Below are 23,623 nucleotides of genomic sequence, written 5' to 3'. Positions count from 1 at the left end.
TTTCGCAGTTAAATTTCTGCAAACGCCTCTTGCAGAATTTGCACTGCAGCCAGAGTTTTTACAGGTGTAGCGTCGTGTTTAGGGCCAATGGCATATACGCTGTAAGACGCTTTTTTCCATTCCGGCATCACATTCACTAGTTTACCTGACGCGATATACTCGCGAATTTCTGGTTCTGGCAGAATGGCGTAACCCACGCCATCAAGTGTAAGGCGCACCAGTGCCTGCACAGAATTAACAAGCATGCGAGGTACGGCCGGCACCAGATTTCGAATTGCGTCTGACGTTTCAACGGTATCTTGCAGGCCGCGATGAGCCATGTAGGTGTACTCTGATAATGCCTCAGAAGTAAGTTCTGACTGACTCGCGAGGGGATGATCGCCAGCTACACAGAGCATCAGATTCCAGGTTGCCAAGTGACGACAATGTAAATTCACATCGTGAACTTCTTCCACTGAAATAGCCAAATCGGCACCAGATGCGATGACATCCACGTGATCATCGGTGAGATCCAACGATACTTTTATCTTGGGAAATTCATTGAGTAGGGCTTGTAACGGACCACTTAACAAACCACCACCAAACCCTTCAGGAGCAATTATCTTCAGTTTTCCAGACGGCGTCTCCTGAAGTTGTTCCATTTGTTGCTGGGCTTTTTCGGCCACATCGATCAGCTCTAAACTGGTTTTGTAATAGATGTGACCGGCTTCAGTCAGGCTGATGTGGCGGGTATTACGATTAAACAGGCTAAGGCCAATTTCATGTTCCAGTTTTCTTAACTGCTGACTAATGGCTGAAACGGTCATGTGGAGTTTTTTGGCTGCAACACTCATGTTGCTGGTTTCAGCAACTTCAACAAAAATCTGCAGCGAACGGAGAAGCTTGGTGTTCATATAACGAGTTGTTCCTTTGAAATCTCAGAAATGAGTTGAGAAATCGTACGAGTCAGTTTAGTCTAAATAAAAATAATTCTCATTTCTTGATAGTTCACACTTTGCCAGAATAGAGTGGTTAGAAATAAGAGTCGAACCCATAGCGCTCAATTCGTGGGGCAATGGGATAAACGGCTGATAAGCCCGATTTATCTGGGGATTGTGAGTTTTTAAGACGTTTTCAGTAACATGAATTTAATAACCCAACTACGGGTTCAGATATTTTTTATAGGAGTTAGTTCATGGAATTTACTTTTCGGAAGCCAACGGGGGTCGCCAGAAAGGCGCTCTTTTCTCTTGCGGTGGCTTCCGTAGCTCTGATGTCCGGTGCTAGTCAGGCGGATGAACTCAAAGTCACGTTGCCGAGAATGTCAGTGGCTGAGTATCACGCGCCTTACGTGGCGGTCTGGCTGGCTGATGGCAAGAACAAACGCGTAAAAGACATCGCCGTGTGGTACGACATGGAAATGGAAAACGCCAAAGGTGAGAAGTGGCTGAAGGATTTGCGCTTGTGGTGGCGTCGCAGCGGTCGTAGTGCAGATATGCCTCTTGATGGGGTGAGCGGTGCAACACGTCGCCCTGGTGAACACAGTATTGATCTCGGTAACACGTTTGCGGATATCCCTGCTGGTGAGTATACGCTGAATGTAGAAGCAGCCCGTGAGCTTGGTGGCCGTGAAGTTGTAAGTGTACCAGTAACATTGCCTGTAACGTCCGCCCAGCATCAATCTGCTGATGGCGAAAGTGAAATTGAAAAAATTGAATTAACCCTGGAACGGTAAAAATGAAATTAAAAACTCTATTAGGAACCGGCGTTGTTGCCTTGTCTTTAATCGCAACGCCAGCCATGGCACACCGTGCATGGATCAAGCCTTCTACCACTGTAGTATCTGGTGAGAACGAATGGATTACGTTTGATGCCGCTGTCGCCAACGGTATCTTTATGCCTGACCACTTTGCACTGGGCACAGACGCTATTTCTGTTACTTCCCCTTCTGGCAAAGCCGTTGAGAAACAAAATGCGCAGAAGCTGCATTATCGCAGCGTGTTCGATATCAACCTTACTGAGGAAGGGACCTACAAAGTTGAGATTGCGAATCAGTCTTTGATGGCATTCTGGAAAGATGCCGACGGCAAGCGTCAAATGTGGCCTGGTCGCGGTAAAACCGGCACGCTGGCAGAATTTAACAGTGCTGTACCTAAGCAAGCCGATGGCCTGCAGGTCGTTGAGTCTTCGCGCCGTATTGATGTTTTCGTTACCTCTGGTGAGCCAAGTGAAGCGTCTGTTGCACCGTCGGGTAAGGGTCTTGAGTTAGACGGTAAAACTCATCCAAACGACCTGTACACCGGTGAGGAAATCAGCCTGGGCTTCCTGATGGATGGTGAAGCAGCAGCAAACACCCACGTCACTATTGTTAAAGACGGTGAGAAGTACCGTGATACCGATGACGCCATGAAACTGACTACCGACGCCAGTGGCGCTATTGCTGTGACCTTTGACGAGCCGGGTATGTACTGGCTGGAAGCAGAGTTTGAAGACGACAATGCGAAAGCACCAGCACAGAAGCGTCGTGGCGCGTTCGTACTGGTTATGGAAGTACTTTCTCTGTAATCGCAATGCCTGGTTAAACACCTTGCTTAAAGCCCCGAAAGTTAACCTGTCGGGGCTTTTCTATTTGTAACGGACATTTACCCTAATTCACTGGCATCGACTCGCGCTTATATGTCTACTTTTGCGCCCCAAAGTGATAGTCTTAACCCATAAATATTAATTCCTGATGATTCTCACCACGCATCGGCAACGCCGCTCTGGCCGTATCAGCACGGCGAGGTAGATATCATCTTCAATTCAGGCTTACATCCATGTTCCGCGCTGGTTTTACTTTCCGCTCCGCCATGTTGTTAGTGACGGTTTTACTTTTTGTTGGTGGTTGCTCCTCTACGCTTCAATCTGAACTTCCCCGCGTAGAAAGCGCAGAAGCTGGAATCGGTTTTGGACCTAAACAGTTTGAACAAGCCGGTTTCACGGCGATTGCTGTGGCCTATGGCCCGGAAATGAAAGGTATTCTGGGCCGCATTGAAGCCGACCCGGCGGCAGAAATAACCGACGTGGTGCAATACAAGGGCGTAACTTATCGTATGGGCAGCTATCACGATGAGCCCATACTGATTTTTGCTACCGGCATGAGTATCGCTAATGCGTCTTTGACCATGCAAATGGCCATCGATTATTTTCCAGTAAAGCAGGTTGTGTTTATGGGGATTGCCGGTGCGGTGAACCCTGCCTGGCAACCGGGCGATGTAATTGTGCCGGAGCGTTGGTACTATCATGACGAAAGTGTTTATGCCAATCCTGATAAAGCCAACCCGGGCAGCTATGTTCTGCCAGAGTATTACGCCAAATTTGTTGATGAACAAGAGGCCCGCCGGCGTGTAGACCCGCACTTACCCAAATATAAAAACTTCCGCTTTATTCACCCTGATGAAGTGCTCATTGTGAAAGACGGCATGACAGTGCCTCAGGACACGGCATATTTTTCTGCAACACCACGTCTGCTGGATGCCGCCAGGGAAGCGATGATGACCATGCCAGAACAGCGCATCTTAGGTGAACGTAAGGCGCAACTGACAGTGGGCGGCAACGGGGTAACCGGTTCGGTATTCTTAGATAATCGGGAATATCGAAAATGGACCAGAGAAGTGTTTGATGCCGAAGTAACGGAAATGGAATCGGCTGCGGTGGGACAAGTGTGTACCATCAACAATATTGACTGGGTGGTAATACGTGCTATTAGTGATCTAGCAGGAGGCCAGGAAGGCGTAAACGTTGAGCATCTATATGATCAGGAAGTGTCGCGAGTTGGTGCAAATGTGCTGTTTGCGGTATTAAACTCTCTGGTAAATGCAGAGAAATCACGCTAAGCCTTATACATCCGTATAACTTTGGTATTTTGGTGGCGCATAATTATAATTTATTAGGTAAGCTAGTCTGACCAGAAGTTCAGGTTGTAACTATGTTTAAAATTCTTGTTGTCGAAGACAGTCAGATTGTTCGTAAAATTCTGAATAAACTTGTTGAAGACAATCCTCATTTTCAAAGTGTGCTGTGTTCCGACTATGCGCAAGCAAAGGCGAAGATAGAAAGTGACGAGGAATACCTCGCGGCCATTGTCGACCTGAATCTGCCAGACGCACCACGTGGTGAAATTGTAGAGCTGATGCTGTCTCACAATGTTCCTACTGCGGTGCTCACCGGTAACTTTGATGAAACACTTCGCAACGTACTCATTGATAAAGGTGTGTTGGATTACATTACCAAGGAATCCCGCTATTCCTATATGCAGGTAATCAAACTCATCGACCGCTTGCGAAAAAATCTCACTACCAAAGTGCTGGTGGTGGATGACTCCACAACCAGTAATTCCTACTTATGCGCATTTTTGCGGAAATTCCGTTTCCAGGTCATGTCTGCGTTTGATGGTGTGGAAGCGCTGAAGATCTTGCGCGAGAACCCTGACATAAAACTCGTCATTTCAGATTACATGATGCCCAATATGGACGGCTTTGAGTTGGTTAAAGCGGTTCGACAAGACAGGGCCTTCCAGGATCTCGTATTCATTGGCCTATCGGCAAACGGAAACAGTATGTTGTCCGCCAAATTTATTAAAAGCGGTGCCAATGATTTTCTGAGTAAACCTTTCTATCACGAAGAGTTTTTCTGCCGGGTGTTACAAAACCTCGAAGCTCAGGAAATGCTGGAAACAATCCGCGAAGCTGCCAGCCTGGATTCCCTAACCAATACATATAACCGCCGCTACCTTTTTGAACATGGCGAAGCACTGTTCAGACAAGCAAAAGGCGAAGTGGGTCTCAGTGTGGCCATGCTTGATGTTGACGACTTTAAATCCGTGAATGATACCTATGGGCATAAGGTGGGCGACCAACTGTTGCAAGAGTTTGCCAGCCTGATGGGAGACTACTTTGGTGATGATCTCTACGGTCGATATGGCGGTGAAGAATTTAGCGTGATGTCAACGCGTCAGTATCACCTGTTTATTGAAGACATTAATAAATTTGTTGCGGCGGTTAGAAACCACGAGTTCACCGAACACAGGCTCAAACTCACCTGCAGTATAGGTATTTGTTCAGAAGAGCAAGAAACGCTGGATCAACTGGTTGATATTGCAGACGCTCGCATGTACAACGCCAAGCGCTCAGGAAAAGACCAAGTTATAGAGATGGATTGAGTCGACGGGCTTATGAGCCAATATTCAGTGCGCGGTGCTATGGAAAGTATTTAAAATTGATTAAGGACAATGGTTATGTGCAATCGAATACCTTTTGGCGCGCTTTTGTTTACGCTGGTTTGTTGGCTTTCCACGCCACTTGCCAGCGCTAACGAAGATACGCCAGACACTCTAAGCCAGCTTGATAGTGAAATAGCAACCCTCCTCGAAACCCGCAATATTCCCTCTATATCTTACGCCATCATCCAACCTGATCAGCCACTGCATATTAAATCGATAGGCATTGCCGACAACGCCACAGGCAAACCGGTGCAACCTTCTTCTCAGTACCGTATCGCTTCTGTGAGTAAGATGTTTGTGGCTATTGCGGTGATGCAGCTCATTGAGCAAGGCCGCATCGATCCTGAAGCGAATGTGCGTGATGTATTGCCCGACTTCATGTTCGAGAACCCTTGGGAAGATAGTCACCCCCTCAAAGTAAAGCATCTGCTCGAGAGTACAACGGGGTGGGATGATTTGTCGCTGATGGAATTTGTCCATGATAGTCGGCCAGCACTGCCGCTCGACGATGCGCTGAATTTCCACCCAGACAGCCATGTATCACGATGGCCGCCGGGAACCCGCCATGCGTATTCAAATAGTGCTGCAGCTGTTGCGGCCCTGCTGGTAGAAAAAACTGCTGGCATGCCCTTTGGTGACTATGTCAAAGCCAATATCTGGCAGCCATTGGGCATGAATAACACCACTTACAACAAACCCGACGATGAGCATTCTGTTACGGGATACAGCAACGGCCATGCGGTATCTCATCAACAAATACTGGTTTACCCTGCAGGCGGCGCATCGGCCAGTATTGAAGACCTGGTCACCTTGCTACAAGTGTATCTCAATCGCGGTGAACCGCTGCTAGGCACCTCAAGTGTTGAGCGAATGGAACAGTCTGAAACCACCAACGTGGGTACGTTTTCTGGCGGCTATGGCATTTATAATTTTGCGGCCACGTTCGACGGTTGGCGTTTTCGTGGTCATGACGGCTCAATAGCTGGCTGGTCTTCCGAGCTGGCATACATGCCCGAAACCGGCGCCGGATTTGTGGTATTGCAAAACAGTGAAGATCAGCGAGGTTTTTATCAGGTGGTGCGTAAACTGGCGGATTTTCTTTCCCAAAATTACCCGTTGCCAGAATTAGAATCACAACCTGTACCAGCAAATTGGCAGGAAAAATCAGGTTTTTATCGCCCTATTAACCCCCGTATTGAGAAACAATATTTTCTTGAGCGAATTGGTTCACCTTTGAAGATAGATATCACCGAAAGTGGCGCGATTCTTTACAGCGTGGCAACCCCGGGGTTCGACCGGGAAGCCGTTTATGTGGGTGATAATTTATGGAAGAACGACAAAGGTGCCGTGGTAATGACTGCCGGAACCGATCCGGAAGCAGGAGACGTCATTCATTACGGCAACATGGTGTTAATGAAAACCTCCGCGTTCGATGTTTTTGCCGATAAAGCCGTTTTATTGCTTTGGTTGCTGTGCTTAATGATTTCTCTGGTATACACGCCGGTGTGGCTGATCAACAAGGCCAGAGGCAAAATCACAGCACGCGCTGGCATTATGCTTCGTAAGTGGATGTCGTTGTCTATGCTATCAGCAGTGGCTTTCTTGGCGTTACTCGCAGTTGGTTTAGGCGACCCTTTTGGTCAGCTTTCTGCGCCCGGATTTGTGTCGATAGGGATCACCGTGATGTCTGTGGTATTTGCTGCTATCACCCTGTATGCCTGTGGTGTGCGGTTCAAATATCGTGGCAAAGACACGTCCCGCTGGCTCCGGGGCTTTGTTGGTTTCTATTTGGTTTTACAGGTGGTTGTGGTTATCTATTTGTTTATCAATGGTGTAATCGGACTCATCCCCTGGACCTGATAGCGCAATAAATTAGCCCATAAAAATCTGTCGCTCCTGTTTTTTTACATCATAAGGCCATTGCGCCTGTGATAGTGAAAAGGTGGGAGCGCCTACCTTCCACTTTTTTTGCTTTTAGCGTTTCACTTTTTACGTTTCAATTTGCGCGTTAACCCGTCGTTAACCCTCCCCGCGTTATTCTGAGATCATCAGAGTAATAAGAGATGCGTCATGAACGTTAAACTGTCGATGCTGGCAATCGGCATCAGTTGCCTTCTAAGCGGCTGCGCCAGTCAATCCGAAACCCATTACAGTGAGCAGGCATTGGAAAGCCTTAACACCGGTGAAAGCTGGGGCCTCGAGCAGTCGAATGCCAAAAGAACAACCAGTCTTGTTGAGTTAATGCCGGTTGCACAAGTGCAGCATCTAATCGACGAAGCCTTGCTGCATAACCCCGGATTGCAACAAACGCTGATCACCTTGAAGCAATCCCGGGTGCGGGAAACCTCGGCAAACGCATCCCGACTGCCGCAGGCATCAACCTCATTGTCGGGCTCAAAATCTGAGAACGGGGAAGACGTGTATAGCGCTGCACTGAATGTAAGCTGGGAACTTGATGTGTGGAATCGCATTGGAAACAGTGTGAGTGCAGCTGAATTCACTTCTCAGAGCAATGCCGCCGCACTGCAGTCGGCGCAAGCGACATTAGCAGCCAGCGTGATGCAGGCTTATCTTGACGTAATAACACAGCAAAAAGTGTTGGAAATTGAGCGAAGAAACCTCGCTACGCTGGAAAACAGTGAAAGTGTGATTCTGGCGCGCTACCGGGCAGGTCTTGGCACCTTGAGCGATTTAGACACCGCCCGTACCAGCAGCGCAACTTCTCGCGCAAATATTGCAGAATACGAATACAACCTGGCGAATTCACGGCGTTCACTGGCGGTGTTGCTGGGCAGAACCGATATGTCGCTAAGTGATATTAGTGATGCCAGTCAGTTCCCGGAAGTGATATTGCCACTGGCAACCATGCCCGAACAGGATTTGGCCCGCCGGCCGGACCTAATGGCGGCGTATTATCAGATAAAAGCGAATGAGTCCTCTGAGAAAGTCGCGTATAAACAACTGCTTCCTTCATTAAGTATTTCTGGTTCACTCAGTGACAGTGGCGGCACGCCAGCGTTAGCATTGTTTAAAGATCCGGTATGGAGCCTGTTAAGCAGTGTAACTGCGCCACTATTCCAAGGTGGTGAACTGCGAGCCAATATCAAACTGGCAGAACTGGATACCCTGAACAGTTGGTGGGGTTATCAACAAACTCTGCTGACTGCCGTACAGGAAGTGCAATCGGCACTGGATTTGGAAACCACCTACCAGCGCCAGCAACAGCACACCCGTCAGGCGTATCAGAACGCCAGACGTAGCCTGGACAACTACACCAGCCAGTACCGTCAGGGTTTGAGCGACATACTCGATTACCTCTCGGTCACCCAAACCACCTATTCGCTGGAAGCGCAGTTGGTACAACTGCAACGCAATCAATTATCAAACCGCATTGACCTGGGCCTGGCGCTGGGCCTTGGAGTATCGTCATGAGTCAGAAACGTAAAACTATAATTGTCACCCTTGCTGCGGCAGCGGTGATTTTCCTGTCGTTACAAGTGGTAGGTGGCTCGTCGCAGCCGCCAGGACCACCGTCTGCCCCTGGCGGTAAACCCGAATCTTCCCAGCCGAACGCTGAGCCGGGTTCACAAAATCCCGAGCGTGCAGCAACACCTTCTCGTCCAAGTATGGGCGCACAGGAAGCAACGGTACCTGAGGTGGGTGTGGTGAATGTGGTAAGCCGCTCGCATCAGGCCAATGTGGAAGGTTACGGCCAGGTGAACCCACAGTTCAATCTTACTTTATCTGCACAAGTAGCAGGGCGCATCCAGTCATTGGCTGATAATTTTGAAACCGGCGTACAGTTCAGTGAAGGCGACACCCTGGCAACCATCGACGATACCGACTACAAACAAGCGGCTGCTGCAGCTAGTGCCGCGCTGGAAGAGGCAAAAGTTGCCCTGGAAGAAGAGCGATTACAAGGCAAGCAGGCACTGTCTGAATGGCAGCGTTCGGGCCTTGATGGCGAACCTTCTTCCGCGCTGGTACTGCGCGAGCCGCAACTGGCCGCCGCGGAGGCTGCGGTTAAGCAAGCCAGTGAAGCCTTGACGCAGGCCAAGCGCGACCTGGCTTATACGGAAATTACGTCTCCGTTTAACAGTGTGGTCGTGAGCAGAAGTATTCAGCCTGGCAGTTTTGTTCAGTCTGGTGCTGATGTTGCTGGCTTGTACGCTACGGATATCGCCGAAATCTCTGTGCCGCTTTCTGCCAGTCAGTGGAACAACCTGCCACCTGCAAGCTCGCTTAAACAGCAGCAGTGGCCGGTAACGCTCACCGACATGGACGGGCTTACTCAATGGCAGGGTGTGGTTGAGCGTGTGGAGCAACATCTTGATACCACGTCGCGCCAGCGTAGCGCTGTTGTACGTGTGGCAAAACCTCTTGAGCAATCTACACCGCTTTATTTCGGCACTTATGTGGTGGCGAAAATCACTGGTCGCGTGTGGGATGACGTGTGGCAAATTCCGTCTACGGCGATTTCGCAGAAGCAGGAAGTTTGGTTCGTCACCGATAATAACACGCTGGATAAATTCACACCGTCAGTACTGTTTATGGAAGGCGGTCACGCCTTTATCACCCCGGTGGAAGGTATGGATATGGCAAAAATTGTCGTGCGCCCACTCAACAGTTACTTAGTGAATACAAAAGTAATGCCGGTATCGGAGGCCTCTGATGGACAATAATAACGGCGGTATCATTGGCTGGTTTGCCCGTAACCCGGTAGCCGCTAACCTGCTGATGCTGACAATGATTGTGGTGGGTATTGCGTCGTTGAGCGATATCCGCAAAGAGGCATTCCCAAGCATGGACCCCCGTTTTATTACCGTGTCCATGACCTACGACAGTGGTGATGCCGAGCAGGCGGAAGAGGGCATTGCGATTAATATCGAGAATGCGCTCGAATCTGTGCCAGGCATTAAGCGGATCACGTCTACCTCATCTGCCAGCGGCGCCAGTGTGCAGGTTGAGAAGGAAAGTGACTACGACCTCGATACGCTGCTAACCGATGTGAAAACCAAAGTCGACAGTATCTACAATTTCCCGTCAGATGCAGAAAAAGCGGTGATTTCGAAAGGGCGTCGTCAGGAGCATGTGATCTGGGTTGAGTTATACGGCGATACCGACCGCGCCACCCTGCAACAACTGGGCGAGCGCCTGGAACGAGAATTACTGGCCAAAGACGGTATTCGCGAAGTCAGTACCCCTAATTTTATCGACCCGATGATGTCCATCGAAATTGATGAAGCGAAGTTGCAGGCTTATGGGATCACCATGTCCGACATTGCTGATGCAATTAATCAGGAGTCGGCTACCGCCCTGACCACTAGCCTGCGGAACAAAGAGAAAGTCATCCGTCTTAAGGCGTCTGAACAAGCCTATTATGCCGAAGACTTTGCCAGTATTCCGCTGGTAGCCAATGACAACGGCACCTATCTTACCGTGGGCGATGTAGCCAAAGTCACCGATATGTTTGCCGACGATAGCTATTCGCTGGCCCGTTATAACGGCGTGAACGGCTACGGTATCGAGATCGTGATGGACGAAAACGGTGACGTGGTCAACATGGTTGAACAGGCGAAGCAGGTCGTTGCCGACTGGCACGAGCGCGATTTACTGCCTGAAGGTGTCGAGCTGGAAACCTGGTACGACAGCAGCTCTATGATCACCGACCGCCTTTCTCTGCTCACTAAAAATGCCATGTCGGGCATTATTCTGGTGTTCATAACACTGGCAATATTCCTGAACTTACGCGTGGCGTTCTGGGTTGCGGCAGGCTTGCCGTTTATCTTCTTCGGCACACTGTTTTTCATGACCGACGATTTTGCAGGCATGACCATTAATGAAATGACCACGTTTGGTTTCATAATGGCCCTGGGGATTGTGGTGGATGACGCCGTAGTGGTGGGGGAGAGCGTATACTCCACCCGGCAGAAATACGGCGATACGTTGAGCAACACGATTAAAGGCACCTTACGGGTTGCTGTGCCTACCTTATTTGGTGTGTTAACCACGGTGGCGACGTTCTTTGCGTTGTCGAACGTGGAAGGCGGATTAGGGAAGCTGTATTCTCAGTTCGGTATGATTGTCACGATTTGTCTGTTACTGTCGGTGGTTGAATCTAAGCTCATTCTACCGGCTCACCTTGCACACTTGCCCACACACAGAAAGCCGAAAAAAGGCATTGCTGACTTGTGGGGTAAAGTGCAGCGCGGTGCCGATCGGGGACTGTCTTTCTTCAACGAGCGCATGTATCAGCCTGCGTTGAAAAAAGCGATTCAGTATCGCTATGCCTCGGTAATGCTGTTCATTGCCCTGTTTATTCTGGTGATTGGCATGCCTATGAACGGTATTGTGCGGGTCGGCTTTTTCCCCAGCATGCCGGGTGACACGGTATCCGCTACCATGACCTTACAGAGCGATGCCAGTTATGGTCAGAATGAGAAGAACCTTACCCGCCTTGAAAATACCCTCAATCAGGCCGACGCTTTTTTGATGGAAAAGCATGGTCTTGAAGGTTCGGGTATTGGTAACCTGCAGGTTACCGCCTCTGGTGACCAAAGTGGTAGCCTGACCGTGTTTCTTTCAGAGGACAAGCCTTACACACTGGACGAGCTGGCAAGTAAGTGGCGTGAACTGGCAGGGAACCCGGAAGGGGTGAAGCAACTTAAAATTCAATCCCGCCGCGAGATGGTAAGTGCCTTCCAGGTTGAGCTGAAAAGTATCAGTAACGACACCCTGAACGCGGCTGAAGCGGCTTTTCGTGAAGAGCTCGCCAGTATCGAGGGGGTTCACAGTGTGGAAAGTTCACTCACACCCGGTGAAGCCATGCTGCGCTTTGAACTAACGCCCCAGGGCCGCGCGCTGGGTATGGATACCAAAAGCCTTTCACAGCAATTACTGCGGGCATTCGGTGGTGAAATTGTTCAGCGTTATCTGCGCGACAAGAACGAGGTGAAAGTGCGGGTACGTTACCCGGAAGCCGATCGTTCTAACCCCGCAGATATTCTTAACGCCCGTGTGCGTTTGGACGATGGTACAGTGGTACCACTGGATGTGGTCGCCAGAATCATCCCAGATAGCCAGCAGAAACAAATCACACGGATTGATGGTTTGCGAGCGCTTACTGTCTCTGCGTCGGTTGTTAGTGATACGGTCACGTCTACAGAGCTAGTGCAACAGTTGAACGAAGGTTTGGCGGCGAAGCTTGAGCGTCAGTATGCCGATCTTAAAATTCACTTTGCCGGTGAAGCCGAGCAACAGGAAGAAACCCAGAGCTCTATGGAAACGGTGTTCATCCTGGCGCTGATTGCGATCTATTCACTCCTAGCCATTCCATTGAAATCGTACATACAGCCGCTAATCATCATGACCGCCATTCCCTTTGGCATCGTTGGGGCTATTCTCGGTCATTGGAGTAACGGACTGATGATGAGCTTGCTTTCATTGAACGGCATTCTCGCCCTCAGCGGGGTAGTGGTGAATGACTCATTGTTACTGGTTTCCCGGTTCAATGAACTGCGCCGCATGGGGCAAGGTGTGCAAGACGCTATTGTCGAATCTTGCAGTAGCCGCTTGCGGGCCGTTCTGCTGACATCGGTAACCACCTTCGCCGGGTTGTATCCTATTCTTGGTGAAACCTCACGTCAGGCCCAGTTCCTGATCCCTGCGGCGGCATCGTTAGGTTATGGTATTCTGTTTGCCACTGTCATCACCTTGTTGCTTATTCCTGCACTGGTGCTGATTAACGAAGATGCCAAACGTGGTCTGCTGTCACTTAAGCATGCCATTGGAAAACGGTTTGGAGACCGCAATGACCACATTACTGCTGGTTGAAGATGATTTCGATTTAGCCGGGAACATTGTTGATTATCTGGCACTGGAAGACTTTGACTGTGATCATGCCAGTAACGGCGTGGCCGCACTGAATTTTCTGGAGGAAAACGAATATGCCGTGGTCATTCTGGATATCAATTTGCCCCGACTGGATGGCTTGTCGGTCTGCGAGAAGCTGCGTGAAAAGGGCAATGATACTCCGGTTATCATGCTCACCGCACGGGACCAGCTAGATGACAAGCTGGCCGGGTTTGCTAAAGGCGCCGATGATTATCTGGTAAAGCCGTTCGCCATGGCTGAGCTGGTGGCACGTTTGCAAGCGCTGTCGTTGCGACGAAGCGGACAGGTAAAGCAGCTGCGATGTGGTGAACTTTGCGTAGACGTGAACGGAAAAACGGCTACGTTGGCAGGCGAGCCCATAAAGATGAGCCCCACCGCGTTTGTTGTTCTTGAACAACTGGTACGGGCTTACCCTGCACCGGTATCCAGGGAAATGCTTTCTCAGGCAGTGTGGGGAGAAAACCGACCAGACTCCAACAGTCTGAAGGTACATATTCACCACTTGAGAAAAGCACTGGGGAAAGACAGCGGCCTGGACGTACAAGCCGCTACCGGTGTGGGTTTTAGATTAGTTTCCGGAGCACAATAATATGGTTCGTGGCTTCAGCCTGAGTTTAAGACGCTATATTCTCATTGCTTTGCTGGTAATGGGAACCGTGGTCATTTCTGGTTTCAGCGTACTCGCAATGATGAATTTTTTTGCCGGTATGGATGGCGTTATGCGCGGCACTATGGTGGATGCAGCCAGACAGACCAGGGTCGAGCCAGGTAAGCCACAGGAAGTATTGAGCTATATTATTGCTGCCGACTGGAACGATTTGCCCGAAAGCGTTAAATCAAAATTTAACCCCGACACGCTTCGCCCTTTTCACTTGTATAAGGAAGTGGAGCGATCATTTATTTTTTTCCGCCCTACGAGCGCAATGTTTGTGGTGAAAGTGGTTGATCGCAGAGGCATTCATCCCGACAGATATGTGGCGCAGGTGTTTGGTTCGTTGCGATTAGAAGATGAGCCGAGGTACATCCTGTCCCACGAGGGCTGGTCTATGCTGTTAGGTCTGGTGGTACTGATATTGTTTGCGGGCGTGCTGATGATCCTGTTGCGTAGTGTGTCCAAACCGGTAGAACGATTACGTTTATGGGCGCAGGGGCTTAACGAGCAAACTCTGGAGCAACCTGTACCGGAATTTAAATACCAGGAGCTCAACGAGTTGGCGGGTATTGTCCATTCCAGCCTGCAACACGTGCGGGAAGGATTGGTGAGGGAACGAGAATTTGTTTCCCACGCCAGCCATGAACTTCGCACCCCTATTGCGGTGATTCGTTCCAGTGTGGAATTGCTACATAAGCTTGAAGAGAAGGGGCCATCAAAAGGCGGCAATGCCATACGACGGATTGACCACGCTTCGCACACCATGACCGACCTCACCGAAACTCTGCTGTGGCTGAGCCGACAGGACCACGACGATCTGGTTATCTCTGAAATTCAGCCAGGCAAAATGCTGTCTACACTGGTGCAGGACTTACAATACCTGCTAATCGGAAAGCAGGTGCAGGTGGAACTCGCTACGGATGAGGCCGTTTGCTCTATCCCGCGTACGGCGCTTCGCATTGTGTGCGGCAACCTTATTCGTAACGCATTCCAACATACCCAAAGCGGCACGGTTATCATTCGCCAGTGCGGCCAAACGCTGACCATCAATAATCGTGAAGACAATACCGATCAGTGTGATGACACAACCACAGGCAACGAGCTAGGTTACGGGCTTGGTTTGGATTTAGTGAAAAGGGTAACGGCCAAACTGGAATGGACCTATCAGCACCGTTTTACTTCCGATGGCTGCGAAGTGCGTATTGTGCTCTCATGATTGAAGTTTGCTGTTTGAGTATCATCCCACTGTCATAAATCTGCATTAATGTTGTCATCTCTCATCTTCTGCAGCGAAGGCAACATTGAACGAAAGCAACTCTCCGGCTGACTGGCAGGGCATTACCGACCCGGCAGCCGTTCAGTCCCGCAGCGCGTTAAAAGCGTTTATCCGCGGGCTTACCAATGATCCGGTGGTAGCCGAAGACGTGCTGCAGGAAACCCTGCTGCGCACCAGTAAAAGTGTGCGCTTCGCCGAACTGGAAAATCCACTTGCCTACATGATTACCGTGGCGAAGTCGGTGCTGTATGATTTTCAGCGTAAAGCCGTGCCGAATGCCGTGGACTGGCAGAATGAAGAACTGGAAGCCGCCAACGACAGTCCCGAAACCCATTATCACAACGCGAGTAAACTGGCTTTTATTGAAACCGTATTGGCACAAATGTCGCCGTTACGCCGGGACGTTTTTGTTATGCGGCGAGTAGACGGTATGAGCCGGGACGATATCGCCGCCGCGCTGGATTTGAGTGTGGAAGCGGTGAAAAAGCACCTTACCCGGGCCATGGTAGAGCTGACGCTCAAACTGGAAGAAGCGGGTTGGACAGAATCTGCAGAATAATCATTCTTTTTGTCCCCGAATGCATAAAATCACCATCTATATAATTGAATGTAAGTAACAGAGGCACAGATGACACACGCAGATCATTTAGATCAGGCCGCAGACTGGTTTGATCGCTTTGATGAACTGGACGAACAGGGCAAGGTTGAATTGTCGCTGTGGCTTGCTGTGCCTGAACATCAACAAGCTTTCACGCGCATTGCAGCGGCGATTGGCCAGCCTGAGGTGGCAGCGGCAGCAATACAGCTAGCCAGTCGACAGCGCCACGATAAAACAACCACCATTGTGCCTGACGTCGTCGAAATACGCCGTACAGCGCGCCCGTGGTTTGCCATTGCGGCCAGTATGGCGGTGGCGGCAGTACTGGTTATTTGGCTGGGGTTACAACACAACAATACCGTGCAAACAGAGTCGCCAGTGGCCGTTGCTCAGGCTCAGACACTGTCTGTCGAAACACACGCAGGCTCACCTGAATCGGCCGTGTTGCGAGATGGCTCGGTGGTCTATCTGAGCGGCAATTCATCATTGCAGGTGAATCACACGCAGGCGTTGCGTGAAGTGAGTCTTACCCAGGGACAGGCTTATTTCGATATTGCTCACGCTCCGGAGCGCCCCTTCGTAGTTAATGTCGATACCACCAAGGTGCAGGTCGTCGGCACCGCGTTCGATATAGATAAACTAGCGCATCAAACCGTGATCAGAGTGTACGAGGGGGTTGTTCGTGTGTTTGCTGACAAGTCGCTCACGCTGGTGAAAGGCGAGGGCGTGATCCTGGAAGATGGCAACTGGCACCGTACATTCCGAATCGACGACAGTTTGTTGCCGGAATGGCGAAGTGGTTGGCTAGATGCAGATAATCAGCCTGTTGGCATCGTAACCGAGCAATTGTCCCGCTATCTGAATAAGCCGGTGCACGTGGTAGGGAACGGTAACCAACGCATTAGCGGACGGTTTAATCTTAATGAAGCAGCGAAAAGCCTGCGATTGTTGGCGCATTCAGGTGGGCTTTCACTGGTAGAAAAGGATGACGCCTACGTCATAACGGTGTCCGACTAGCAGGGCGGGTTGTGAAAGTGTTTAAGCCGTTAACGCTATCTCGCTTCTCGTTCACTGCCATCGCGGTGGTGACAGGTTTGTGCATTGCCTTACCCGCCAGCGCTGCGGTTTCTTCACCGTCTCCTGTTCCTGTTTTTATTGCATCCCAACCGCTTAAAGACAGCTTGCGCGCGCTCTCTGAGCGGTTTGGTCAGTCTTTTGTCACTGACGCTGCAGTTAATACGGCCATGAGCACCCCAGCGTTGAATGGCCAGTTTACCTTGCCGCAAGCCTTAGAAGCGCTGCTACATCCCGCGGGATTGCAATACCGCATCACCGCCGAGGGTATCGTGATTAGTCCGGCAGATGAATCGCTCCCCCAAGCGCCTATTGAAGAGGTGGCAGTTACCGGATTACGGGCTTCGCTGGATGTCTCCCGTCAGCGTAAGCGTGAGAATCACGTGATTTCCGATGTGATTGCATCAAACGATATTGCCAGTTATCCAGACCGCAACCTGGCTGAATCGATGCAGCGAATTCCCGGCATGTCGATTACCCGTGAAGCCGGGGAAGGCCGTCAAATCATGCTGCGGGGGCTCAACCCGGATTTCACCCTGGTTACCCTGAACGGCATGACAGTGTTGGCAAACAACGATTCGCCCATGGATAGCAGACTTCAGAAGCAGCGGGACCGTTCTTTCGATCTGAATTTGTTTGCCACTGATTTGTTCAGTGAAATACAAGTGCTGAAAACCTACGATGCTGAATTACCCACAGGGGGAATGGCAGGCATTGTGGCGCTTAAAACCGCGCACCCTTTCGACCACCCCGGTTTACACTGGAACTTGTCTGCCCAAACCGGTGAGAACCAGTTTACCGACGCATTATCGAAGCGGGTATCTGCCATGGTGTCGAATACCCGTGGTCACTGGGGCGCATTGTTCTCTGTGGCCTACGGCACCCGTTCTTATCAGGAAATGGGCGCAAATACCTTTCGGTGGCGCAGTATTCCGCCTGATGGGGCGGATATCTCCGCCTTACCCACAGCGCTTGTCAGTGCATGGCAAAATGGCGAGTTAACCATACCTCGGGGGAATCGCTACTCGGTATGGCAGAGTGACATGGACCGCGCCGGAGTGGGAGCCTCCATTGAATATAAAACCGACTTTGCCCACGTTACCCTGGATTGGTTGCACGGACGTTTGGCTGGTGAGCGATACGAATATCACTTGTATCCCCGAGGCTTTAATTCGACTCCGGTGATTGAAGGGGAAACCCGTATCGTTGATGCCGCTGTGAACGACCAGAACGAACTGATTTATGCGGCCTATGAACAGGCTCAGGTGGGAACGGAAAGTCGTTATCAACAAGTGGCCACCATTTACAATCAGTGGGTGATGAATGTTGAGCATCATTGGGCACAGGCGCTAACCGGTAGCGGTGTGATTGGCTGGGAGCACGCCCGTTACGATATGCCCCGCAGCAACAAGGCCTACATGGAAGGGGAAACCGATATCACGGTGGATTATCGCCACGACGCTCGCTTTGCTGACATCACCTATCAGGACGATCTGACACAACCCACTTTCTGGCAAATGAAGGAACTGGACGCCGAAGCCTATTTCGCCGCCACGGATTTTTTCAACGCCCGCTACACGTTAGCCTACAAGCCGACGGATAACACGACCTGGAAGACCGGCATCGAGCTGGTTCATTTTCGCAATCAAACCGATTTTTATGATATCCAGGATCTCCTTTCTGCTGACTGGGCAAACGGGCAACGAGACAGCACGGTGCCCGAAAGCTACAGCACGCCTCTCACTGCTCATCCTAAGCTTAACTGGCTGACACTCAACACCAATGCGATATTTGATTATTTCGGATTGCCCAATGAGGTAAGTGCACTGAAGGGCACCCATGCTGCCGCTGAAAGTGAATATAACACCGAACAAGACGACATCATCGAGCAGCGCCTGGCGCTGTATTCGTCATTCAGCACAGATTGGGGAAACTGGTTGCTGGATGCAGGCTTACGCATTGAAAGCGAGCAAACCCGTATCAGCGATTCTGACAGCGAGTTCGCCCGCAACCGCACACTGCGTCACACCCATTGGCTACCTGCGGTGAATCTGCGTTATCGACTGGCCACAGACAACACATTGCGTCTGAGTGTGAGTAAAACGCTGGGCCGCCCCCAGTTAGATGATCTGGCCGCTGCTGTACGCTATGACAGCGAAGAAAATACGCTCTATGGCTACAACGACAGCCTGAAACCCTACAGCGCTTACAATATCGATGTTGCCTGGGAGCGATATCTTTTCGACACGAACCGCTTTGCAGTGAGCGCATTTACAAAGTATCTGGATGACTACATTGTTTATGTAAGTGACAACTTACTAATCAGTCAGTTTCCGGAATACGAGGACTTGCTTTCGCTATCTGCGAGCGACAGTGTGACACTGGTGACGGCACAGAATGCCCAGCAAACCTGGCTTTACGGTGTAGAGGCCAGTGTTCAGCTCGAGACGCCCTGGCCCTGGTCGCCCCAATACCATCTGGGTGTGGTGGGAAATGTGAGTTACACCGAAGGCGATCTCACTTACCATAATGCCAATACCGGCGAAGCGCTGTCGGTGAAAAGCTTACCGTTTCTTTCTCCCTGGCTGGCGAACATTACTGCTTACTGGGAAAGCTACGATTTAAGTATTCGCCTTTCAGCCACCTATCGCGACGATTATCTCGCAAGGGTCGATAGCCAGACTTTGCAGGATGAAGACGAAACCGGCTTCGAAGAAAGTGTGTATGTTGATGCCGTCATTGCCTGGTACGTGGCGGATAACTGGGAGCTACGACTGGAAGCTACAAATCTCACCAATCAAAGGGAAATTCAGTATTCCGATTCCTCTCACCGCCCTTACAACACCACCTTAAGCGGACGGGATTACTACGTTGGCGTAACGTATCGTTTTTGAATCGCTATTTGAACTTATATCAGGGCTGGAACGATAGAAACAAAGCCAATTCGAACAAAAAGGGCCGTGAAACCGGCCCTTTTGGTTGTTCAGTGAGAACTTACATCACATAAGTCACGCCCAGATACACAGTACGACCACTTAATGTGGTGTTGTACAGGCGGTCATCAGAGTCAGAGTACTGCTCTTCACGCTCATCGCTCAGGTTAATGCCTTCCAGGCTCACTTTCAGTTTCTCGTTAATGTTGTAGAACGCCGAGAAGTCATAGTAAGTGGTGCCGTGGAAACCCGCTTCATCCTGATCGTCACTGGAAGTTTCTACCTGTGTCAGGTAGTCATCACGATGGGCTGCAGATACGCGGGCACCCCAGGTTTCTGTTTCGTAGTAAACTGTTAGGTTGTAGGTATTTTTCGACAATCCATAGAACGGTCGGGATACCTGCACGTTTTCGCCGTCTACCAGAACATTGTGTACCGATTCGCCATCCGCATAGGTGTAGTTGGCAATCGCGCCTAGCTTATCAAACGGTGCTGGCAGGAAGTCGAAATCACGCTGAAACGCCACTTCCCAACCGCTGAAATCACTGTCTTCCAGGTTCTGTGGCTGTGACACGTTGTACAGCGTGCTGGCAGACTGCGCCACACCGTTTTCGTCTACCGCGCCTTCAATCAGGGCTGAAGGATAACCGGTTTCACCGTAAGGTGTAGGAATGGTGGTGGTGGCGATAAAGTTGTCGATGTCTTTGCGGAAGTAAGACAGCGCTGCGTAGCCTACGTCATCAAAGTAGTATTCAACGCCGGTTTCCATGTTCAGGGTTTCGAATGGCTGCAGTGACGGGTTACCAGAGCTGATTGACAAGCCGCTTGAACCGGCCAGCGGGTCGGTGTTGATGCTACCGCCAACGGCCAGGTTATTTAGCGTTGGGCGAGTCAGGTTCTTACCCGCACTGGCGCGCAATACCAGATTGTCGGTGGCATACCACGCCAGGTTCATCGCTGGCAGGAAGCCATCGTAGTCACTTTCAATGGTGACATAGTTGGTGTCGTTAACCAGGCCGGTAGACGCAATTTCTGTTTCATAATAACGCACACCAAAGTTTGCACGTAGCTCAGTATCGCCCAATAGCATGTTAAGATCATAAAGCGCATACGCTGCTTTGGTTTCTTCTTCCACATTGTTTGGCGTGCGGCTCATGGTGCCATTACGGTCGATATTGAAGTCGGCAAGCACGGCGTTCACATCTGTACTCAGCCACGACTGACGTTCGTGCCCGTTATTTACGTACACAGTGGCAGGGTCAACGATGTCAGACACTTCACCCGACTGCCATTCACTGCGCAGCAGGTTGTCGGTTTGCAGGTAGTTGTCCATGTGTTTGAACTTCTTATACGACAACCCGAACTTCACGCTGCTGATATCATTGAGAAACAAATCGGCATCAATTTTAGCCACGTCGAAACTGTTCTCTACCTCGTTTTCAAGTAGGTCAATTTCATGATAGCGGAACTCATCGATGTTAGTTGGATCGTAGTCGTTGATATAGGTGTTCTGGCCGTAGAATCGGTCTGGGCGGAAGTCCAGTGTCATGTCGCCGAAGGATTCAAGATACACCTTAGCGCTGTTGTCTTGGTATTCGCTCTTCATGTGACCAGCAAGGGCAGATAGCGATAAATCAGAATTCACCGTCCAGTCAGCATTGAATACAAACTGGGTGATTTCTGTTTTCGCTGTTTGATCACGACTTTCTGAATGCAGCGCCGTGTTTTGCCATTCTGAGTACACCACTTCATTGTTGCTGTTGTATTCAATGTCGGACAGTTCAGAGCAGTAGTAGCGCGCGCCGTCATCGTAGTCCGGCCCGGTGCAGCCTAACGCCGTTGAGCTGGAACCACGGCTTTGCAGGTGAAATTCAGAGCGCTTGTTATCCAGTTTGCCGTACAGCGCATCTAAACCGAACGACAGGTCGCTGGTAGGACGATACTGCAGTGCAACCGTTGCACCCAGCCGGGTTTGGTCGCTGTTAAACAAAGAGTAGCGGCTACCACGGGAGAAGCGCAAATCACCACTGTTTACCGCGTCCTGATCTTCCGCTGATAACGCAGAAATGTCAGAACCCTGGGCATCACGAGGACGCCAGCGATAGGTGTTATAGCCCTGTTCGCTGGTATCGCGGTTGCTGTATGCGATGGAGAACAGTGCGCCGAACTTGTCCCAGGTATTCGAAACCAGAGCCGCGATGCGCGGGCTGGTGTCCTCGGTATTTGAGTTCTGACCCGCTTGTGCACTGATAGCACCCTTGAAGCCATCGTAATCAAAAGGTTTGGCAGTGTGCAGACCTACCGTACCGCCGATACCACCTTCATCCATATCAGCAGAGTACGATTTCTTCACGTCGATTTGGTTAAACAGTTCTGACGCAAAAATGTTGAAGTCGAAAGAGCGAGAGTTGTTTGTGGTACCACGACTGTCCATGGGCGAAGAAGACGTGCCCAGTGCTTCCATGCCGTTTAACTGTACTTGCGTAAAGTCTGCATTCAGACCACGTAATGAAATTTGACGGCCTTCACCCGCTTCACGGGTAATGGTGACGCCCGGTACACGCTGCAGGGATTCTGCCAGGTTCAGGCTGGGGAAGTCGGCAATGTCTTCGGCCAGAATGGTATCTTGCGTGCCCAGCGCATCTTTTTTCAGATCTTTTGCTTTAATGAGTGAGCTACGAAAGCCTGACACTTCAATTTTTTCAATGTCGTCTGCACTGGCTTGTTCTTGTGCCACAGCAGCAGAAGAAATGGAGCCTAATACGCTGATGACGGAAGCCGCCAGAACGTGTTTCTTAAACGTGGTTGTCATAGTGTGTTCCTGTTTTTAATGTTGAGTGATGTGAATTACTGGGAAACCGGGTTCTTCCGGCGCAGGGCGCCATTGGCAAAACTGACAACGTGGCCGTCACGTTTTGCCTGCGAAGAACCCGGATAAAAATCGGTGGAAATCATTTGCGCGCCACTGGTAAACGCCGCCAGTTTTTGCGCTGCTTTTTCTTCATTGCAGGCACTGAAGTCAGCATCGGCTCGGGTGCGAACCAGAAACCCCTCTGCCACACGCTGTTTAATTTCGGTGTGTTGCGTAAACGGGTCGTTGATGATCATGAAAGCGGCGCCATCATCGTTTGCCGGTAACGAGGCAAACATCACGCGACCTTTCAGTCCTGTATGGTTTGCCATGAAGCGCGCGTTCTGATCAACGTTGCCATCGAACACGAAGATAAATTTGCCGCGCAGGCTGTCAGCGTCAGGCCAGCCGCGTTCAAGCACGGCCTCACGCAGAGTGCTGAAGTCACCACGGATATCGTCAGGGGTGATAACGCGCTCTTTTAATGCAGTGCGGATGACTTCATTGAGTTGGTCGTAAGTGGCTGCAGTGAAGGGCGCAGGCGCAGGGCTTTTTATAAAAGAAGGCTGGTTCTCTTTGGCATTCATTAGTACCACAATAGGGAAGTGGTCAGCATGGGCCTCAGACCAGCGTTTTAACTTGTCCAGGCAAGCGGCAAAATCGGTGCAGTGAGATTGCACATCAACGTGAGGTATATGCAGTACCTTAAAACCCGGTCGTGCCAGTTCCCGTTGCGCTTCATCACTTAGCCAGGTTTCACCAAGGCGTGTAGCCAGTTCCGGTTTGTCATATTGATTGCCTGTGGGGTCATTCACCACGTCAATTTCTAACTGACGCAAACCTGAATCCAGTTGTACTTCAAGAGCGCCGTGGCCGTAATTAACCTGTTTAGCAGCTCGGGGATTGTTGTTGGCCAAAAACTGATAAACCGATGCAGGCAAGCCTTGCTTGTAGCTGTTGTGCGAGCCAATCCATTGATAATCCGTAAGTGCACCAGCAAACGTTGTTTGCGTAGCCGCTATGGATAAAAGCAGGGTTGTTAAAAGTCGCATTGGTTTTCTCTCACAGGTCATGTGTGAGGAAGATGCGAAAAGCAAAATTTCGGGG

General features: G+C 50.5%; 16 protein-coding genes. 13 read left to right on the top strand and 3 right to left on the bottom strand.

Annotated features, from left to right (window positions below; all coding sequences use genetic code 11):
* Window positions 1-8: 8 nt before the first annotated feature.
* Complete coding sequence (locus ACXAGX_RS02715) at window positions 9-893, bottom strand: LysR family transcriptional regulator (RefSeq protein WP_474836438.1); 885 nt, start codon at window positions 891-893, stop codon at window positions 9-11.
* Window positions 894-1,174: 281 nt separating this feature from the next.
* Between ACXAGX_RS02715 and ACXAGX_RS02710 the strand changes: the two genes are divergently transcribed.
* From ACXAGX_RS02710 to ACXAGX_RS02650, 13 genes are all read left to right on the top strand, one after another.
* Complete coding sequence (locus ACXAGX_RS02710; RefSeq protein WP_083272858.1) at window positions 1,175-1,714, top strand: DUF2271 domain-containing protein; 540 nt, start codon at window positions 1,175-1,177, stop codon at window positions 1,712-1,714.
* A gap of 2 nt (window positions 1,715-1,716) precedes the next feature.
* Window positions 1,717-2,544 (top strand): DUF4198 domain-containing protein, encoded by an 828-nt coding sequence (locus tag ACXAGX_RS02705; protein WP_474818835.1) that lies wholly within the window; start codon window positions 1,717-1,719, stop codon window positions 2,542-2,544.
* A 251-nt stretch (window positions 2,545-2,795) separates the two neighbouring features.
* Window positions 2,796-3,854, top strand: coding sequence for a 5'-methylthioadenosine/S-adenosylhomocysteine nucleosidase family protein (locus ACXAGX_RS02700; protein WP_474818836.1), 1,059 nt, complete (start codon window positions 2,796-2,798; stop codon window positions 3,852-3,854).
* Between the two features lie 92 nt (window positions 3,855-3,946).
* On the top strand, window positions 3,947-5,179 hold the full coding sequence (locus ACXAGX_RS02695; protein ID WP_474818837.1) for a diguanylate cyclase: 1,233 nt from the start codon (window positions 3,947-3,949) through the stop codon (window positions 5,177-5,179).
* Window positions 5,180-5,254: 75 nt separating this feature from the next.
* On the top strand, window positions 5,255-7,099 hold the full coding sequence (locus ACXAGX_RS02690; protein ID WP_474836436.1) for a serine hydrolase: 1,845 nt from the start codon (window positions 5,255-5,257) through the stop codon (window positions 7,097-7,099).
* Between the two features lie 210 nt (window positions 7,100-7,309).
* Entirely contained in the window at window positions 7,310-8,671 is a 1,362-nt protein-coding gene (locus ACXAGX_RS02685; protein WP_474836434.1) for a TolC family protein, read from the top strand.
* Window positions 8,668-9,921, top strand: coding sequence for an efflux RND transporter periplasmic adaptor subunit (locus ACXAGX_RS02680; RefSeq protein WP_474836432.1), 1,254 nt, complete (start codon window positions 8,668-8,670; stop codon window positions 9,919-9,921). The genes ACXAGX_RS02685 and ACXAGX_RS02680 overlap by 4 nt, the downstream gene beginning before the upstream one ends.
* Window positions 9,911-13,072: an efflux RND transporter permease subunit gene (locus ACXAGX_RS02675; RefSeq protein ID WP_474836430.1), complete on the top strand. Its 3,162-nt coding sequence runs from the start codon at window positions 9,911-9,913 to the stop codon at window positions 13,070-13,072. Before ACXAGX_RS02680 ends, ACXAGX_RS02675 begins: the two co-directional genes overlap by 11 nt.
* Complete coding sequence (locus ACXAGX_RS02670) at window positions 13,050-13,721, top strand: response regulator transcription factor (RefSeq protein ID WP_474836428.1); 672 nt, start codon at window positions 13,050-13,052, stop codon at window positions 13,719-13,721. Before ACXAGX_RS02675 ends, ACXAGX_RS02670 begins: the two co-directional genes overlap by 23 nt.
* A 1-nt stretch (window position 13,722) precedes the next feature.
* Window positions 13,723-15,000 carry a sensor histidine kinase gene (locus ACXAGX_RS02665; RefSeq protein WP_474836426.1) on the top strand — a complete coding sequence of 426 codons (1,278 nt, stop codon included), beginning with the start codon at window positions 13,723-13,725 and terminating at the stop codon, window positions 14,998-15,000.
* 85 nt (window positions 15,001-15,085) lie between these two features.
* Window positions 15,086-15,619 (top strand): RNA polymerase sigma factor, encoded by a 534-nt coding sequence (locus ACXAGX_RS02660; RefSeq protein ID WP_474818844.1) that lies wholly within the window; start codon window positions 15,086-15,088, stop codon window positions 15,617-15,619.
* 69 nt (window positions 15,620-15,688) lie between these two features.
* Complete coding sequence (locus ACXAGX_RS02655; protein ID WP_474818845.1) at window positions 15,689-16,675, top strand: FecR family protein; 987 nt, start codon at window positions 15,689-15,691, stop codon at window positions 16,673-16,675.
* Window positions 16,676-16,686: 11 nt separating this feature from the next.
* Entirely contained in the window at window positions 16,687-19,626 is a 2,940-nt protein-coding gene (locus ACXAGX_RS02650) for a TonB-dependent receptor (RefSeq protein WP_474836424.1), read from the top strand.
* A gap of 100 nt (window positions 19,627-19,726) precedes the next feature.
* Here the strand turns inward: ACXAGX_RS02650 and ACXAGX_RS02645 are convergent, their stop codons facing one another.
* A complete protein-coding gene (locus ACXAGX_RS02645; protein WP_474836422.1) occupies window positions 19,727-22,477 on the bottom strand; it encodes a TonB-dependent receptor in 2,751 nt (916 codons plus the stop codon).
* A 35-nt stretch (window positions 22,478-22,512) separates the two neighbouring features.
* The gene (locus ACXAGX_RS02640; RefSeq protein ID WP_474836420.1) at window positions 22,513-23,568 is read right to left on the bottom strand and encodes a Ca2+-dependent phosphoinositide-specific phospholipase C; all 1,056 of its coding nucleotides are present in this window, start codon (window positions 23,566-23,568) and stop codon (window positions 22,513-22,515) included.
* Window positions 23,569-23,623: the final 55 nt, after the last annotated feature.

The sequence above is a fragment of the Alteromonas sp. ABV4_515 genome (genome assembly GCF_056160345.1).
The sequence above is the reverse complement of the archived record's forward strand: the minus strand, read 5'-3'. Positions and strand labels throughout refer to the sequence as shown.